Below are 17,016 nucleotides of genomic sequence, written 5' to 3'. Positions count from 1 at the left end.
CTTTATTGGAACATATTGACACAAGAATTGAATCGGTGTACTATTGTGGTAGTACACTAGTTATCTGAATATTTCGCATCTCTAGGGGGGCAAACAGTTGAAGGTTTGGTGGAGTTTGTTTAAGAAGGAATTGGCCTTTGGTACAAGGTGGTCAGGTCCTATCTGGATTTATTTATGCATTGTTTTGATTTTGGGCGGTTTATCAGTCTTTTTATCCTATCGCTTTCAATCTGGTTTTATTAGCAATTTATGGCTGTCTATCATGTATCTCCATTTTTTTGCTCCGGCTGCCTATATGCTAATAAGCTTACAGAAAGAACGTAAGCTGGACCCTTTTTGGTTGCAATTGCCATTGCCAGGCTGGAAGCTGTTAGCGGCAAAATATGCGGCAGCATTTGTTGAATTCATTTCGGGTTTATTGGTTTCAACCGTATTTTTCTTATGGGTACAGGCCGTTGAAAAATCAGGAGTTGAATGGCTAGTTGGGGAAGAGAATCGAATTGATATAAATAGTGAAGCTCAGAAAATATGGGTTGTATTTAATGGTACTAATGTTTCTATTGTTCTGGAATTTATATCTATATCCTTTGCATTGGCGATATCACTAGTTATGCTGTATCTTACTGCCTCTGCGTTAAGGAACCGATTTGGGCGCTGGAACTGGCCTCTGGCTGTATTGTTGCTTGTAGCCGTTTCAACTCTGGAGTATTTCTTTGAGCAAACTGCCGCATACCGTTATTTTTTCGACTGGGGTAATCCTGATGTCAACGGGGTAGGAAGCTTATTCAACTCCTCTGGTGAACATCTGTGGGTATGGTTGAATATGGCAATATGCTTGTACTTATCTGCATGGCTATTGGATCGCAAAGTGGAGGTATAGGATATGGTTGAACAATTTTCGAACACACAACCGATTTATTTACAACTGGTTCAGCGCATATGCCGACAAATTGTTCGACGGGAGGTACAGCCTGGTGAAAAATTACCCTCTGTACGCGATCTGGCGGTCGTATATGGAGTAAATCCAAATACCGTACAACGAGTAAATATGGAGTTAGAGCGGATGAAGATTGTTGAAAGTCGAAGAGGACAGGGCATTTACGTGACAGAAGACAGCTCAAGGCTAGCCTTAATGAGAGAGCAGCTAAAAGAAGAACAAATTACTCGTTTTGCAGACGAGATGAATGAATTGGGCTATTCCGAAGAGGAAATTGTTGCTGGTGTAAAGGCATTTTTGGAAAGTAAAAGCAAATAGATCTACTAAGTGCAGGAGGAGTTCAAATGGGCGTAGAAGCGGCCAAGAAAGAGCCTATTATTATTTTCGATCAAGTGGAGAAAAGGTTTTTCGGTAAATTAGCTATAGTTAAGGTGAGCTTTGAGATTCCAAGAGGTGAAATTATTGGGGTTATTGGGAGAAATGGCAGCGGTAAATCCACGGTTTTGAAATTAATGGCCGGGCTGCAAAGACCAAGTGCAGGGCGTGTGCTGCTGAATGGCAGGGCTCCGGAGCGACTAAGCTCAAGAGAGGTTGCTTTTTTGCCGGAGGCTGATGTGTATTACCCCTTTCATACTGTGAAAAAAGCACTGCAATTCTACGATGAGATATTTGATGATTTTGATAGGGATAAGGCATTGGAGGTAGTTGAAGTTTTCCGATTGGACTTGGAACAGAAAGCCTCTCAATTATCGAAAGGACAACGTGCACGCTTGAAATTAGCATTGACGCTAGCTCGACAGGTGCCTTTAATTGTGATGGATGAACCGTTATCAGGTTTGGATCCCTTAGTTCGAGAGGAGATTATCCGCAGCGTTATAGCATTAATTGATCCTCAGAAACAGACCTTGGTGATGACTACTCATGAGGTGGATGAAATTGAATCCTTATTGGATAGAGTAATGCTGATTAATGAGGGAAGAGTGGTTGGTTATGAAGAGGTAAGTCAAATTCATGGTGAATATAACGTTGGATTAGTTGAATGGATGAAAAAAAAGATAGTAAAGGACTTATCAATATAATTAATTGTTAATAAACACAGTTCATTTCAATGGGGGAGGAAAGCATCAATGGGACGAAAGGGATGGGCCTGGCTCATTGTAGGCGTATTATTTGCAAGTTTGATCGTCATTCTTATTACGAAGTCTGACTCGCTAATGAGTGGGGATGTAATGGGAGGTAAACAAAAGTGGAATGAACAAACCGTTCAAGGTAAAGGGACTGATAAAGTAGTCCAACTGTTTGTTGAGGGTGCTATTACCGAAAAAAGCGGGAGCTTCTCAAGCGCTTTAAACGCAGGCAGCTACATTACCCAACTGGACCAGGCTCGCAAGGATAAGGATGTGAAGGCTGTTGTAATCCGGGTAAACAGTCCGGGGGGAGAGGTAGTAGCTTCGGACGAGATTCATTCCAAAATTGTGGAGCTTAAGGAAAGCGGTAAGCCGGTTATTGTGAGTATGGGCTCAATGGCTGCTTCAGGAGGTTATTATATCTCGGCCCCGGCAGATTATATATTTGCCAATCCTGCAACTTTAACAGGCAGCTTGGGCGTTATTTTCTCTATAGCTAATTATGAGAAAGCAGCTGAGTGGCTTGGTTACAAGGAAAATACAATCACAAGTGGTGCATATAAAGATATTGCGAGTCCACTTCGGGAGATGAAGCCAGAAGAGAGAGAAATATTTCAGAAGCTGGTAGATGAGAGTTATCAACAGTTCGTTACGGTTATTGAAAAGGGGCGTAAGCTGCCGCGAGAAACGGTCCTGAAGCTCGCAGACGGGCGTATCTATTCAGGCCAGCAGGCTAAAGCCTTGGGTCTGATTGACGCGTTCGGGACTATGGAAGCAGCTACTGCCTATGCATCGGAAAAAACAGGAATTGCCAATCCGAAGGTGGTTCGTTATGTTAAGGAGCCTTCTTTGTCGGATCTATTCAGCGGTGCAATGATGCACTCGGCATCTCCTGCAGCGCAGGTGCTGCAAGAAGTACTACCGGAAGTATCCATAGGTCCTCGACTTATGTATCTTTTTAAATATTAATTTCTTAGAAGGAGTGAAGAGAGTTGGAGAGCGAAACGAGATCAGAACCCGCATATTCAGGAGGGAAAACGTCTTATTCTGAAACCATTAGCACTGAAAGAAGGTACGCAGGGTTTTGGATACGATGCGGGGCTACTTTGTTGGATGGAATTTGTTTACAAACGGTATTCATTATCTTTCATTTAATGCTTGGTTATAGTCTACTTGAGCCGCCGTTTGCTATTTCTATGCTGGAGTCCTTCCTAGCTTGCGTTTATTATATTGTTATGACGGTGATCTGGGGACAAACCTTAGGTAAAATGGCTCTAGGCATCAAAGTTATTCGTAATGATGGAGCTCCAAATACTTGGGGAATCATTATTTTAAGAGAGGTTATCGGTAAATTTATATCCGGTATTATTTTCTGCGTTGGTTATATGATGGCTGGCTGGGATGATAAAAAACGTGCACTTCATGATCGGATGTTTGCAACTCGTGTAGTGCGGGTAAATAAATAATTAGAAATCGTTGCTAGGAAAAGAGCCTTGTCCGCTAAGTAAAATGGCGGAAAGGCTCTTTTGGGATAACATACAATTTCAGCGGTATGGAACCTCTATTAAAGCTTCAACATAGCTGTCATCTTGTCTTTGTTCAACAGGTTGCCGACATAGAACTCGCCGAACTCGCCGAAACGGGCGCTAGTTTCATCGAAACGCATTTCATGAACGATTTTTTTGAATTGCAGCGCATCGTCCGCGAACAAGGTAACGCCCCATTCCCAATCGTCCAGACCGATGGAGCCAGCAATAATTTGTTTGATTTTACCGGCATAGTTACGACCGATCATACCATGGTTGCGCATAAAGCCGCGGCGCTCGTCTGCGGATAGCATGTACCAGTTATCATTGCCCTCGCGACGTTTGTTCATAGGATAGAAGCATACATGCTTAGCTTTAGGCAATGTAGGCTTTAGACGAGCAAGAATATCTGGATCCTGCATCGGATCTGTACCTGGTTTAGCCATATAGCTGCCAAGCTCTACAATAGAAACATAGGAGTAGGTAGGTATGGTTACTTGAGCAAACAACGTTTTGTTGAATGCTGTTTCCAGTTCGTTAAGTTCCTCCAAGGTTTCACGCAGGTGCATGAACATGAAGTCGGCTTTTTGTCCGACGATACTGTAGAACGCGGTGCTGCCCTGTTTTTGATCCTCTACATCTTGATACTGTGCAAGCAGGCTGTACAGCTCGTCCTCTGCACGGTTTCTTTCCTGTTGGGTAAGACTCTTCCATGCCGTCCAGTCGATAGCACGGAAATCATTCAGCGCATACCAGCCTTCTAATGTTTGGATTGCTTCACTCATAAGGTCCACTCCTTTTATATAATGGAATAATTCGTAATTTTCACTTGTTTCATTGTAACGAAATCATGATCAAAGGGCAAATGAAGTGAGCTTATATAATAACAAATTGAGTCAATCGGGGTGGGGATGTTCATCAAGCGTTCACTTTACCCCGGACCAAATTTTATATAAAATGAACATACGTGTAAGTATCGATAAAAAGGAGTTGGCGGTTTTGCTGCAATTAGTAATTGTTACCGTGCTGCTGTTCGTATTGTTTTTTGGGCTCGGTTTTATATTAAACATGCTGATGAAAACAACCTGGTTTCCCATCTATGGTTACATTGCGCTCGTGATTTTTCTGGTCGTATATTGGGGCTGGGGGACAGGCTCTCTTGCAACGAACTTGGCGGAGTACGGAATTGCCGATTATGTACCTGCGGTTGGAGGCTTGATTGGAGCTGCGTTGAGCGGCTCGACGATTAAGTCTTTGCGGACGAAAGGGTATACCATGTTTTAGAAAAAGGGCGTGAGAAATACAATGAATGGACAGCTTCGCAAGGATGTTGTGCCCGGCAGAAGGGTTCAGATTGTGCAGAAGCAGGATCAGCGATCCGGTAAACTGACAGCTGGCACGGTAAAGGATATATTAACGAATTCACCGAATCATCCGCATGGGATCAAGGTGCGATTGACGGATGGGACGGTTGGTCGGGTCAAAGAAATTATTGCAGACTAGAGTTCCTTTCCTACCAACGTACAAACATACAAGGTTGCACCCACAAACCGTCAGGATGATATTGAACCCTGACGGTTTTTTTGTAAAAATTTCTGGATTCTTTTCATCACCCGAATTGTCGGTTTATGTGGTAAAATGGACTTTAAGATGTTGGATCAAAGATGGGATTTGAGCTTATGCGAATAACGAATATGCTGCATTTTTCTGAATATCACCGTTTTTATGTGGCGCGTGATTTTTCACTAAGCAGTTTGGATATGAAAGTGCTGTCTACAATCTATCAGCCGATGATAGGGGCTTATGCTATAAGCTTGTACCAGACTTTGTTTTTACAGCTGCCCTCCGATAAAGTGGGGTATTCTCCTATGGAGCAGCAGCGCAAGCTATTTCTTTCTCTGGAGCTTGAAACTGGGGAACGAGGACGTAAATTTTTTATTGAGCAAACCTCGAAGCTCGAAGCGGTAGGGTTGCTGCGGACGACTCGCAGGTTTTCTGCAGAATCGGATGACTACGTATATCAATACACGCTATTTGCCCCGTTGTCGCCTAATGAATTTTTCAAAAATCAACATTTAACCTTGCTGCTGAGAGATAAAGTTGGCAAATATATGGTATTCTCGTTGCGGGATGAGCTGGTTCTACAGGAGCTGGATGAGCTTAAGGATGCGAATTCTGAAAACTTATCAGTACCTTTTTACGAGCTGTTTCATCTGAATTCACAGGTTATTGATCTTGATTTGGAGCAGGCATTTTTCGAATCGGCTGCCTCCAAGCCTGACGAGTCCAAGCCGGAGTTAACTAATAAAGGCTTCCAATACGCTGATATTATTAGGCAGTTTCCAAGACAATCGAATAACCGGGATTTTGTAGAGCGTTTGAAATACGAAGTAGAGCAAATGGCGCAAATTAACTTTGTAGTTAAAAAATACGGCCTGTACCTGACGGACATATGCAGATTGTTGGATGAAGATGGAGTATTCGAGCCTGACGGCAGCCTGAGTCTAGAGCTATTGCAGCACAAGGCCAATGAGACCTTTCGGCAAGACAAGAAGCGCGGAGAGGAACGAAGCCGTTATTTATCCAAAGTGGAGCAATCGCGAGAGCAGCCAGGGCAAGGAACGGCAGCTTCAGAGGAAAAAACGGTCGAGATGGAGTTTTATCTGGAAGTACCGGATATTTTCCAAGGGGAATGCAATCAGCATCAATATAATTATATATTGCGTAATGAGCCGTATACGTTTGTGTTGGAAAAGATTTTCTCCAAAGGTACAGTGCCTGACGGATTGTTGGACACGCTGGCCAAGGTGGATTTGAACTACAGGTTGAACGAGGAAGTTATTAATGTTCTTATTCATTTTATATATGTCAATAAACGATCATGGGCCAAAAATTCAATTGAAGCCAGCGTGACGGATATGCTGGGGAAGCAGGTCAGCACGTTTGAGCAAGCCGTTCAATATATACGTGAGTACGCGAAGTTTAAGGAGCGTCAGTCAGGTAAAGGGGCCGCAGCAAGCGCCGGTGGTGCTAGCCGAGGTAACAGTAGGGGAAGCAGCAGACAGCCGCAGAAGCCTGCGCTGCCGATTGTTGGCGATAATGTAATCGCGCCTGCTAAGCAGCTTACCACTTCCGAGCGTGAGGAAATTCGCCGTAAGGCACAGCAGCTCGATAGCCGGAAGTAACCGAAGGAGAGAGGGGGCCGTGCTGTGGAATCATTAGGAGAGATTTTACGAGGGATGCCTGGGCGTGAGCTGTTGAAAAAGGCTGAGGACAAGCTGCAGGAAGTAGCGGCAGATCCATTGATCGTCAAGCTTCGCACTAAATACCCGCAGCTGGATCATGAGGCTTTGAAGCTGAATTTAAACAGGCTGCATCAATATACAGTGGAATACCGCAATTGCTCCAATTGTCCGGGGCTGGATCGCTGTCCGAACGACATGGAAGGCCATTATACCTTGATTACGGTGGAATCTGAGCAGCAGCAGGCCAGAGTATACGACCAGAAGGTGGCCTGTAAAAAGTTTATTGCCCAGCAATCGCAGCAGGCGATCCGCGGACGCATCCGCAGCTTTTATGTGGACGAGCGGGCTTTGTCCGAGGGATATTCCACATTGGAAATCTACGATAAAGATGAGGACCGTGTGGGTGCTGTTGGTCAAGTGATCGATTATATTTTGAAAACTCAAAATGAGGGGATACAGAAGCAGGGCCTTTATTTGGCAGGGACCTTCGGTACAGGGAAGACCTTCCTCATGTGCTACATGCTTCACGAGTTGGCGAAAGACGGTTACACAGGAGCGATAGTGTACATGCCGGATTTTGCCGAGGATCTGAAGTCAATGTTTAATGATCCGCTTAAGCTAAAGGAAACGATCGATGCGTTGAAGGAAACGGATTTGCTGGTGTTTGACGATATTGGTGCAGAAAACCTTAATCCTTGGCTGCGCGATCATGTCATGGGAGCTATTCTTAACTACCGGATGAACCGGAAGCCGACCTTTTTTACTTCGAACCACGATTTGGGAGCGTTGGAGAAGCATTTTAGCTTCACGAGCAAGGATGGCGATGAGGAGTTCAAGGGGAGGCGAATTATGGATCGGATTCGTCCGTTTGTCGATGTAATCCTGGTCAATGGTTTTAATAAACGCGGTGGATAAATGAAAAGCCCGGCTCTGCGATGTGATGCGGAGCGGGCTTTTTTCTTATAACATCAGAATTGATAAGTTGCCAGCGGAGCTGAACCATTCTGATATTGCAAGAAAAGCTACCTCTATTACATAAATGTATCTTCATCGATAAGGCTTCGAGTAGAATCCTTTGTGAAACATATAATTTATATGTTTTTGGGTTTGGTGTATGTTTATTTCACCTAATTTAATAAATGTGCGTATGCAAATTTCACCGTACATCGAAAAGACCGACGAGGGGTTAAGCTGAGGATTGACGGTAGATCTCCGAGTTCACATCATAAACAATTGGCGGGTAGAGGAACTGAGGTACGCTATTTTGAAATGCACACGTGTTCATTCAAGTGAAACGGAAGTACGATGCTCTATTTGTATGAAATGTAGTCATTTAGGTAGGTCGGAGACGAAATAGAGCATCGTAGTTCCGTGTAATAATGAATTTACGAGGTAGCGTGTCCATTAGCGGAATCACGTTCCGCGAGGGGAAATGGAGTGATCTCTTTAAGGGCGTATGGTTCTATACAAGGGTTAAATAATGAAAGCTTCCCATTGGAAAATTCTCTTCGTTGTAAGCAAGTTAGTTAGGGAGTTGCATAACAAACCGGTAAAGCAAGAAAGAAGGAGGTATTCTTCCAACAGCTGCAAGCCTACAAACAAATGAACACGACTTCAACAACGTCTTTAACCCCATCCGCCTACCCTCCAGACGCACAAACATTTGTGTTTACACATAAAAGGATCGTAAGGGAGATCTGAAGTGACGTTTTTTTCTTGAAAACTATTGGTTATATAAAAAGCCCGCCCCGCGTATTCGCGGAGCAGGCTTTTGACACAGGCACAGCTTATTTGATCATTAATGAGATAACAGTGGCAGCAACTGCAATAAGGAGCAAAACTCCAAAAAACACGCCGAAGCCGAGGGCTGTATCGATAAAATCATTGCTTGGTTCTTCGTTGACGTGCAGTTCAGGATGTTTCGGGTCGTTCATGGATGGGTCCTCCTCGGGGTTTTCATGTTAGAAAACGGTATTTGTAAGCATTCGCTGTGTTCATCATATTTCCGCAATTCGGTATTACGGGATTAGTTAGGATTAGTATACCCAACTTTGCGAATAATTTAAAGGCTAGGAAAGTGACAATTGTGCGACGGTTTTTTAAGATGCGATTTGTAAGCGGTAAAAACGGTTCTGGAAACACTTTGATACACCAGGGTGCGGTTGAAAATAGGGTGCTTTGTGGTATACTTTACATGTTGACAACATTTTTATAGGTTGAAAGGAGAACGTTAAATGGCTATCGTAAATGTTACGGACCAATCTTTCCAGAATGAAGTTGAAGGATCCGGTACGGTTCTTGTTGATTTTTGGGCTCCATGGTGCGGGCCTTGTAAAATGATCGCTCCAATATTAGAAGAGCTGGATAATGAGCTCGGTGACAGCTTGAAAATTGCAAAAGTAAATGTGGATGATAACCCGGAAGCGGCATCCCGTTTTGGAGTTATGAGTATACCTACACTAATCGTGTTCAAAGACGGTCAACCGGTTGATAAAGTAGTTGGCTTCCAATCCAAGGATGCTTTGAAAAATGTAGTAAGCCGTCATCAATAATTCGAATTTTAGATGAGAAAAAGCTCTTTTTCTGCTATGCTGAGAAAGAGCTTTTTTGTTGTATTAGGGGGCTCCTCCGAAAGTAATTGGAATAAGCTTCAGGGCATGTTCTTCACTTATGGGGACTGTTTGTTTATCGGAAAGGAGAGGACGCCAATGTCACTGTATGACAGTGAACTGGAACGTAAGGAAAGAGACGAAGCGATTCGTCATAAGCTTGCACTATTACCAGAGCAGCCTGGCTGTTACTTAATGAAAAATAAAGAGAACACCATCATATATGTCGGTAAAGCTAAGGTGCTGCGCAATCGGGTGCGTTCTTATTTTACAGGGAGCCACAACGCCAAGACGCAGGCACTTGTCAGTGAGATTGCGGATTTTGAGTATATTGTTACGGGAAGCAATGTTGAGGCACTTATTCTGGAATGTAATTTAATTAAAAAGCATCATCCTCGCTATAATGTTCTGCTGAAGGATGACAAGTCATTCCCTTATATTAAAATTACGAATGAAACACATCCGCGGCTGGAAGTAACACGTCGGGTGTTTAAGGATAAAGCTAAATATTTTGGCCCGTACCCGAATGCTTTCGCTGCACAACAGACGAAAAAGCTGCTTGACCGTCTGTACCCGATGCGTAAATGCAAGACGCTGCCGGATCGGGTATGCTTGTACTACCATATGGGCCAGTGCGTGGCTCCCTGTGAATACGAGGTGGCACCGGAAACCTATGAGCATATGGTACAAGAAATATCGCGCTTCCTAAATGGCGGGCATGATGAAATCAAACAGGATTTGACTCGGAAAATGCAGGAAGCTTCTGAGGAGCTTAACTTTGAGCGAGCCAAGGAGCTGCGTGATCATATCTTGCACATCGATGCGGTGATGCAGAAGCAGAGCATTACGACAACTGATGCTGTGGATCGGGACGTATTCGGCTTCGCTGTAGATAAGGGCTGGATGTGTGTGCAGATTTTGTACATGCGTTCAGGCAAGCTGATTGAGCGCCATGCTTCAATGTTCCCGTATTACGGTGAACAGTATGAGGATTTCATAACGTTCGTATCGCAGTATTATAGCGAGAATCCGGCATTGCCCAAGGAGATATTCCTTCCTGTTGAAGCTGCTGGTGAGGACACAGACCCTGCAACTGCCCCTGCTACAGTTGATAAATTGGAGGCAGAAGTTGAGATCGTTAAGACCGATGTGAAGGAAGCTCTGGAAAGCTGGCTGAAGGTGAAAGTCCATATTCCGAGGCGTGGGACCAAGAAAAGTATGGTCGAAATGGCTGGAGACAATGCGCGGGTTAGTCTTGAAGAGAAATTTAAGCTTATTGAGCGAGATGAGCGGCGTACGATTAAAGCGGTGGAGAATTTGGGCGACTGGCTAGGTACAGGAGGGATTATTCGGCGGATAGAAGCATTCGATAATTCCAATATTCAAGGTTCCGATCCGGTATCCGCGATGGTTGTATTCATAGACGGGAAGCCTGACCGTAAGGAGTACAGGAAATATAAAATCCGTACCGTACAGGGACCGGATGACTACGGTACAATGCGTGAGGTCGTCAGACGCCGCTATGAGCGCGTTTTGAAGGAAAACCTGCCACTCCCCGACTTGGTCGTAATAGACGGCGGCAAAGGGCAAATATCCGCCGCAATAGACATCTTGGAGAATGAGCTAGGCCTCTTTATTCCGGTTTGCGGGCTGGTAAAGGATGCGAAGCATAAAACAGCTCAGCTGATCATTGGCGATCCTGCTGAGGTAGTGCCTTTGCCTCGCGATAGTCAAGAGTTCTACCTGCTTCAGCGTATACAGGAGGAAGTTCACCGCTTCGCCATCACCTTCCACAGGGAAACCCGTGCGAAGTCTATGATTGTCTCACAGCTCGATGCGATCCCCGGCATTGGCGAGAAGCGGCGCAAAGCTCTGCTTAAGCATTTTGGTTCGTTGAAGAAAATAAAAGAAGCCGGAATTGAAGATTTCCGGCCCCTTGGAATTGGGGAGAAGCTGGCTGCTCAAATTATGCAGTCTTTGGGTAGCGCTGAAGCTGCTGCTCAGGACCCAGAGCAAGAATCTGAGCTTTCTGATACATTCGACGAGTGATAGCTAAGGTTTATATGGATTCAAGACGGGACAATCTGCTCTCGTCTTTTTCTTTTGCCATGGAGCCATGCAAGGAACCAGCCGATTATTGCAGGAAAAATCAGATAGAAGGTGCCCGTAATGCTTTGCAGAAGGTCTCCCATATCTATAAGAGATAGCCCCATTAGTATACTGTCCATAGTGGCATGGGCAAACAGCACAGTCATAAAGCCATATTTGAAGAAGGCGAAGCCGAAAATAAGACCAATAATAGTAACCTCAATTAAACGCGTATAAACGGGATAGATCGGATATTGGGTGTGACTGAGCGCCCAAACGATACTTGGAAGCAATACAGCCACAAATCGATTGCGAACGAGCTTCAAGAAGAAGGCGATACCGAACAGCCGGTAAATAGCTTCCTCCGAGATCGATGCAGACCAGGCTAACAATGGAAATACAGCGGGAATGGACATGTTTAGCACCGAATCCGATGGGTCACTTACCGACCAGACATCGAAATACTCCCCTGCAATGAAGAAAAGTCCCTGCTGTACACCGAGGATGAATAAACAAAGCAAGTATCCCCGGCCCATAGCTGTCATAACATGATTCCCAAACTTTGAATCGCTCCATTCGGTGATCGGATTCCAGCCTCGGCGGAGCCACATGTTCTTGCCTGCAAGCAATGCGAAATAAACACTTACAGCCATCAAGAAGATAATCACATTGCTAATCCATAAGTAAATGATCCCTTGAAGCTCCGAGGGACCTTCTGTATGAGAGGTGCGGAACGCAGGCAGCATATTAAAATTATTTGCAACGTAGACAGAAAAAAAGAGAAAACTGAGAAGTAAGCCGCGGCGAAACGTAATTTCTCTACGGTAGCGGATGATGATGTATACAGAAGCAATTGCCATGATTAAGGAAACGCCTAAGCTAAAGCGTGTCATTAGAGTAGCTCGGTCGTCCTGATGCTTCTGCCATTCCGTGAATGATGCTGGAATGTCGAATATCGGATGGAAGGACACGACCTTGCCGTTAGCAATAGATATGGACAATAGCAGCTTGGCCGTACCAATCTGTTTATCTTTGCTCTCAAACACAAATTCCGTACCAGCGGCGCTTGACGGACCATCGAGTCTTTCGGCGATCTTTTTGCCTTGATAATGTGAAGCTCTGTTGAAATCTGCTGCTGGGTATCCCATATTGGTTATAGCTTGCTCGGCCAGTTCTAAGGAACTTGTATTGGGAGAAGAAGTAACGGGCCGCTTGGTCGAAGGAGAGCTGTAGGCTTCCCAGCCAAGTATTCTCTGGTTAGAATAATTCACATCAATATAATAATTCATCTTGTTGGTATTATCGTTGATTTCGACCTCATAATAATCAATCGGCAAGCTACTGAAACGCTTTGTATATTCTTCGCTAAGCTTTTCTTTCTGCAAATAGCCGCTTCGTTTGGTATAGGATTGAAATAAAGTGTTGGTGGTGTAACTATCAACAGGAAGTCCAAACCGTTCTTTAACAAATTGGGTAGCTGCATCAGCTGCTTCCTGCTTTGTAATGCTGGGATATCGCGGTTCTTGCTCGACCGCTTTGCTTGGATCTTGTAAATATGATGATCCTATAACAGTCAAATAAATAATGATGCCGATAACGGCTAACAGCAGTAGAGGAGATTCGGATTGACGTTTCACTAATGATTGTCTCCTTTTGAAATGAATGGATTGGGGAGTCTGAGTATTTTAACAGTGTATTCTTTTAACTTAGCACAAATGACTAAGCAAAATCCAATGAATTCAAGAGCAAAAGGAGGATAATCGGTGAAAAGCCAAGCGAATCCTCTATCCTACTCACGCCAGTACTTGTAAAATTAAGAATTTCACCCGTTTTCGATCAAAAGCGACTTTGTACTTCCTGATAAAGACCATTATAATTCATATCAATTGAATAAAAAGCCGAATTTCTTTTCGAAAACGGGGGAACCATTGTAATAGGGGTGAATTCAATTCCATCGTACACCACGGTGGAGTGATAGGGTACCTGTAAGCCCGAATCCGTCAGCTAACCTCGTAGGCTTAATAACAGGACCCATAAATACGGCAGTGGGCTTCCAGTGTCTTTTTTGTTGTGCTTATAGAAAGGTATTTTCTGATATTTGGAGGTTTTTGTCGTGTGGATTATTAAGGGTTGGGGTGGAAAATGAAGCTTACATTGAAAAAAATCGAACTAACACCGCCGCAAATTTTGGTCTTAGGTTTTGCTGCAATTATTCTCGTTGGGACGATACTTTTAACCCTTCCTATAGCATCTGCAACTGGGGTGCCGCATTCCTTTCTTAACGCATTGTTTACAGCTACTTCAGCTACCTGTGTAACCGGACTTGTGGTTGTGGACACAGGATCATCGTACACCATGTTTGGGCAGATCGTTATCATCACGCTGATTCAGGTTGGCGGACTCGGTTTTATGACGATGGCGACCTTGTTTGCTTTTATGCTGAAGAAACGAATCTCGCTTAAAGAACGCTTAGTCCTTCAGGAGGCTATGAATCAAGGGAGCATGGAAGGAATCGTACGCCTCATTCGTAAGGTGATTCGGTACTCCTTAACGATTGAATTGATTGCTGCGGTCATCTTCTCCATTCGTTGGTCGATGGATTTAGGTCCGGCTAAAGGGATATATTATGGAATTTGGCATGCAATTTCTTTTTTTAACAATGCGGGCTTCGATTTGTTTGGATCAGTGACAGGACCTTTCAGCAGTCTAACCTCCTACGCTTCCGATCCGACAATTAATATCGTCTCGATGGGGCTTATCGTATTAGGCGGAATAGGATTTATAGTTATATCCGATTTACTTGACTTTCGAGTGAGTAAAAGACTTTCGCTCCATTCAAAGGTAGTGCTTAGCACAACAGGATTTTTAATTGTTGTCGGGGCGATTGTTATTTTCATTTTTGAATTTACGAATCAGAAAACCTTTGGCCCTCTTAATTGGTCAGGTAAAGTATTGGCAGCGTTCTTTCAATCGGTTTCTCCCCGGACAGCAGGAGCTAATACGATTGATATAGGAGGCATGAGGCAGGCCAGCCAATTTTTCACCATTATTCTGATGTTTATAGGGGCTTCTCCTGGGTCAACGGGCGGCGGTATTAAGACAACAACGTTTACAACGCTGGTTGGTGCCACCATCGCTATGATTCGTGGTAAAGAAGATATCGTCCTGTTTCATTACCGCTTGGGCAAGGATCGTATTCTAAAAGCCATTACGTTGACGATGATTGCCCTGTTTCTAGTCATAATCGTCTCAATGGTGCTGTCGACAACGGAGGATCATCCTTTTCTAATGATATTGTTTGAAGTAACCTCGGCATTCGGCACGGTGGGTTTAACCATGGGATTAACACCAGACTTGTCGGATATCGGTAAAGTTATGATCGCACTAATGATGTTTATAGGCCGCCTAGGACCATTGACGTTGGCATATGCGCTCGGACCGAAAACGGAAAAAGAATTATATAGATACCCGGAAGGGAAAATTACAATCGGATAGGGGAACATACTTATGAAACGCAGTCAGTATGCTGTAATTGGTTTGGGGAGATTCGGTTCGAGCTTGGCGAAGGAATTGATTGAATTAGGATATGAGGTATTGGGCATCGATAAGGATGAGGAAGCGGTCGATGAAATGAGCGAGAAGCTGACACATGTTGTGGTGGCGGACTCGACAGACGAGGAAGTGCTTAGGTCTCTAGGGATTCGCAACATCGACTGTGCTATCGTAGCAATTGGCGATGATATTCAATCGAGTATTTTGACGGCTATCCTTCTTAAGGATATCGGTGTGAAGCAAGTGGTGGCCAAGGCGCTGTCCGAGCTTCATGGCAAGGTGCTGCAAAAGATAGGCGTGGATAGAGTGATCTATCCGGAGAGGGATATGGGTATCCGCGTTGCCCATCAGCTGGTATCTCCTAACTTGCTCGATTATATTGAGCTTTCGAAGGATTACACAATCGCTGAACTGACTGTGCCCAAACGATTATGCGGTCGTTCATTAAGAGAACTGGATACGAGGGCCAAATACGGCTGCAGTGTTGTAGCTATTAATAAGAAGAACAGCGTTATTATAGCCCCGACAGCCTCAGACACCCTTGACGATCAAGATATAATGGTCATCATTGGCACCAATCAGCAGATCGAACTATTTGAGAATGAAGTTAGGCGGTAATTAGCTTAAAGGTCGAGCAAGCATTTGTAAGGAAACGGATGGAGCGAACCGATGCAGACTGACGTTAATGAAATGATTCACCATGTATTGTTCTTATTAATTTTTATTCTTGGAATAGGCATGTTGTTTGGTAGACTGTCAGGTTGGCTTAAGCTTCCAGATGTTGCTCTTTTTCTAGTAGCTGGCATGATTGTAGGGCAAGGGCTTCACTTGGTAACCGAGACTAGCAGCTCGTTTACCAATCAATTCATATTGACGCTTGGATCAGCATTGATCCTGTTCGATGGGGGACGCAATATTCGGCTATCCGGGTTAAAGAAGGTGTGGTTAACCGTCTCGCTGCTCTCGGTACCTGGTGTGCTTATTACATGTGCTGTAGTTGCTTTTGCAGCGCATTGGTTCCTCGGCTTACCTATGATGTATGCTGTATTGCTGGGTGCGATTATTGCTTCTACAGACCCGGCTACTTTAATACCCGTTTTCAAGCAGGTGAGGATTCGTACTAAGGTGAGGGAAACGGTTGAAAGTGAATCTGCGTTCAACGATGCAACCGCGTCCATCTTGACTTTCACGGTTATTGCAGTAATTGTAGGCGGACAGACAGTATCTCTAGCATCCGGCGTGATTGATTTCTTGAAAACAGCTGTTGGCGGGATCCTAGTCGGTGCAGTCGTAGGCTTCGTATTAGCTTATATTACAGGGCATCTTAAGCTAGGCTTGCTGCGTGATTATGCGACTATATCCTTGGTTGTAACAGCGATTGGAGCTTATTGGCTGGGGGACATGCTCCATGTCAGCGGATTCATGGCGACCTTCACAGCAGGCTTAATCTGGGGCAATGTGGATTTATTCAAGCTGAATTTGAATGATAAGCGTAATGAGATGGGGCATTTTACGGAGAATATAACTGTTATTATGCGAATGCTTATTTTTATTATGCTGGGCAGTCAAGTGAACTTCCAGCTGATTCTGGCAAATTTGTGGCCAAGTCTTGCTGTTATCGCCGTATTTATGCTGGTTGCGCGTCCGTTAACCGTGTTGGCGTGCACGTTACCTGATCGCAAGGCAGGTTGGACCCGGAACGAGATTGTATTCATGTTCTGGGTCCGTGAGACTGGTGTTATTCCTGCGGCGCTGTCAGGTTTGATCGCTGGACTTGGCATTAAATACGCAGATGTTATCGCATCTGTGACCTTTTTAGCTGTGCTTCTGACGATTCTCGTTCAGGCGGGAACTACTGCCTATGTCGCGAAAAAGCTGGGTATTGAAGAAACAGATGAAAGCGTTCATCAATAATAGAAGTAATATTGATAG

Annotated in this window: 17 protein-coding genes and 1 riboswitch; of the genes, 14 read left to right on the top strand and 3 right to left on the bottom strand. The window is 44.3% G+C overall.

The window, feature by feature from the left end:
- The first annotated feature begins 97 nt into the window (after positions 1 to 97).
- The 5 genes from GC093_RS06200 to GC093_RS06180 are packed head-to-tail and all read left to right on the top strand — an operon-like array spanning position 98 to position 3,530.
- Complete coding sequence (locus tag GC093_RS06200) at positions 98 to 880, top strand: hypothetical protein (RefSeq protein WP_171650998.1); 783 nt, start codon at positions 98 to 100, stop codon at positions 878 to 880.
- 3 nt (positions 881 to 883) lie between these two features.
- Entirely contained in the window at positions 884 to 1,255 is a 372-nt protein-coding gene (locus GC093_RS06195) for a GntR family transcriptional regulator (RefSeq protein ID WP_171650997.1), read from the top strand.
- Positions 1,256 to 1,281: 26 nt separating this feature from the next.
- On the top strand, positions 1,282 to 2,016 hold the full coding sequence (locus tag GC093_RS06190) for an ABC transporter ATP-binding protein (RefSeq protein ID WP_171650996.1): 735 nt from the start codon (positions 1,282 to 1,284) through the stop codon (positions 2,014 to 2,016).
- 48 nt (positions 2,017 to 2,064) lie between these two features.
- On the top strand, positions 2,065 to 3,033 hold the full coding sequence (gene sppA / locus GC093_RS06185; protein WP_171650995.1) for a signal peptide peptidase SppA: 969 nt from the start codon (positions 2,065 to 2,067) through the stop codon (positions 3,031 to 3,033).
- A gap of 23 nt (positions 3,034 to 3,056) precedes the next feature.
- Complete coding sequence (locus GC093_RS06180; RefSeq protein ID WP_216624522.1) at positions 3,057 to 3,530, top strand: RDD family protein; 474 nt, start codon at positions 3,057 to 3,059, stop codon at positions 3,528 to 3,530.
- Positions 3,531 to 3,628: 98 nt separating this feature from the next.
- On the opposite strand, the gene hemQ is transcribed toward GC093_RS06180, so the two are convergent.
- The gene (gene hemQ, locus GC093_RS06175) at positions 3,629 to 4,375 is read right to left on the bottom strand and encodes a hydrogen peroxide-dependent heme synthase (RefSeq protein ID WP_171650992.1); all 747 of its coding nucleotides are present in this window, start codon (positions 4,373 to 4,375) and stop codon (positions 3,629 to 3,631) included.
- Positions 4,376 to 4,589: 214 nt separating this feature from the next.
- Between hemQ and GC093_RS06170 the strand changes: the two genes are divergently transcribed.
- The 4 genes from GC093_RS06170 (at position 4,590) to dnaI (ending at position 7,750) form a co-directional block, all read left to right on the top strand.
- On the top strand, positions 4,590 to 4,874 hold the full coding sequence (locus tag GC093_RS06170) for a YuiB family protein (RefSeq protein ID WP_171650991.1): 285 nt from the start codon (positions 4,590 to 4,592) through the stop codon (positions 4,872 to 4,874).
- A 21-nt stretch (positions 4,875 to 4,895) separates the two neighbouring features.
- Positions 4,896 to 5,093 carry a YwbE family protein gene (locus GC093_RS06165; protein ID WP_171651048.1) on the top strand — a complete coding sequence of 66 codons (198 nt, stop codon included), beginning with the start codon at positions 4,896 to 4,898 and terminating at the stop codon, positions 5,091 to 5,093.
- 176 nt (positions 5,094 to 5,269) lie between these two features.
- The gene (locus GC093_RS06160) at positions 5,270 to 6,775 is read left to right on the top strand and encodes a replication initiation and membrane attachment family protein (RefSeq protein WP_171650989.1); all 1,506 of its coding nucleotides are present in this window, start codon (positions 5,270 to 5,272) and stop codon (positions 6,773 to 6,775) included.
- A 24-nt stretch (positions 6,776 to 6,799) separates the two neighbouring features.
- Positions 6,800 to 7,750, top strand: coding sequence for a primosomal protein DnaI (gene dnaI, locus GC093_RS06155; protein WP_171650988.1), 951 nt, complete (start codon positions 6,800 to 6,802; stop codon positions 7,748 to 7,750).
- A gap of 872 nt (positions 7,751 to 8,622) precedes the next feature.
- Here dnaI and GC093_RS06150 read toward each other — a convergent pair.
- Complete coding sequence (locus GC093_RS06150) at positions 8,623 to 8,769, bottom strand: YqzM family protein (RefSeq protein WP_171650987.1); 147 nt, start codon at positions 8,767 to 8,769, stop codon at positions 8,623 to 8,625.
- 300 nt (positions 8,770 to 9,069) lie between these two features.
- On the opposite strand from GC093_RS06150, the gene trxA reads away from it, so the two are divergent.
- Together trxA and uvrC are read left to right on the top strand one after the other, a co-directional pair.
- Positions 9,070 to 9,387, top strand: a complete 318-nt coding sequence (gene trxA, locus GC093_RS06145; RefSeq protein WP_171650986.1) for a thioredoxin — start codon at positions 9,070 to 9,072, stop codon at positions 9,385 to 9,387.
- A gap of 156 nt (positions 9,388 to 9,543) precedes the next feature.
- On the top strand, positions 9,544 to 11,493 hold the full coding sequence (gene uvrC, locus GC093_RS06140) for an excinuclease ABC subunit UvrC (protein ID WP_171650985.1): 1,950 nt from the start codon (positions 9,544 to 9,546) through the stop codon (positions 11,491 to 11,493).
- 20 nt (positions 11,494 to 11,513) lie between these two features.
- Here the strand turns inward: uvrC and GC093_RS06135 are convergent, their stop codons facing one another.
- Entirely contained in the window at positions 11,514 to 13,169 is a 1,656-nt protein-coding gene (locus GC093_RS06135) for a CPBP family intramembrane glutamic endopeptidase (RefSeq protein WP_171650984.1), read from the bottom strand.
- A gap of 249 nt (positions 13,170 to 13,418) precedes the next feature.
- Positions 13,419 to 13,565: riboswitch (cyclic di-AMP (ydaO/yuaA leader) on the top strand.
- Positions 13,566 to 13,674: 109 nt separating this feature from the next.
- On the opposite strand from GC093_RS06135, the gene GC093_RS06130 reads away from it, so the two are divergent.
- The 3 genes from GC093_RS06130 to GC093_RS06120 are packed head-to-tail and all read left to right on the top strand — an operon-like array spanning position 13,675 to position 16,998.
- A complete protein-coding gene (locus GC093_RS06130; RefSeq protein WP_171650983.1) occupies positions 13,675 to 15,027 on the top strand; it encodes a TrkH family potassium uptake protein in 1,353 nt (450 codons plus the stop codon).
- Positions 15,028 to 15,039: 12 nt separating this feature from the next.
- Positions 15,040 to 15,702 carry a potassium channel family protein gene (locus tag GC093_RS06125; RefSeq protein WP_171650982.1) on the top strand — a complete coding sequence of 221 codons (663 nt, stop codon included), beginning with the start codon at positions 15,040 to 15,042 and terminating at the stop codon, positions 15,700 to 15,702.
- Between the two features lie 51 nt (positions 15,703 to 15,753).
- The gene (locus GC093_RS06120) at positions 15,754 to 16,998 is read left to right on the top strand and encodes a cation:proton antiporter (RefSeq protein WP_171650981.1); all 1,245 of its coding nucleotides are present in this window, start codon (positions 15,754 to 15,756) and stop codon (positions 16,996 to 16,998) included.
- The last annotated feature ends 18 nt before the right edge of the window (positions 16,999 to 17,016 follow it).

It is taken from the genome of Paenibacillus foliorum, from assembly GCF_013141765.1.
Lineage (GTDB): Bacteria > Bacillota > Bacilli > Paenibacillales > NBRC-103111 > Paenibacillus_S > Paenibacillus_S foliorum.
Note: the sequence above shows the minus strand (reverse complement) of the source record. Positions and strands in the feature narration are given on the sequence as shown.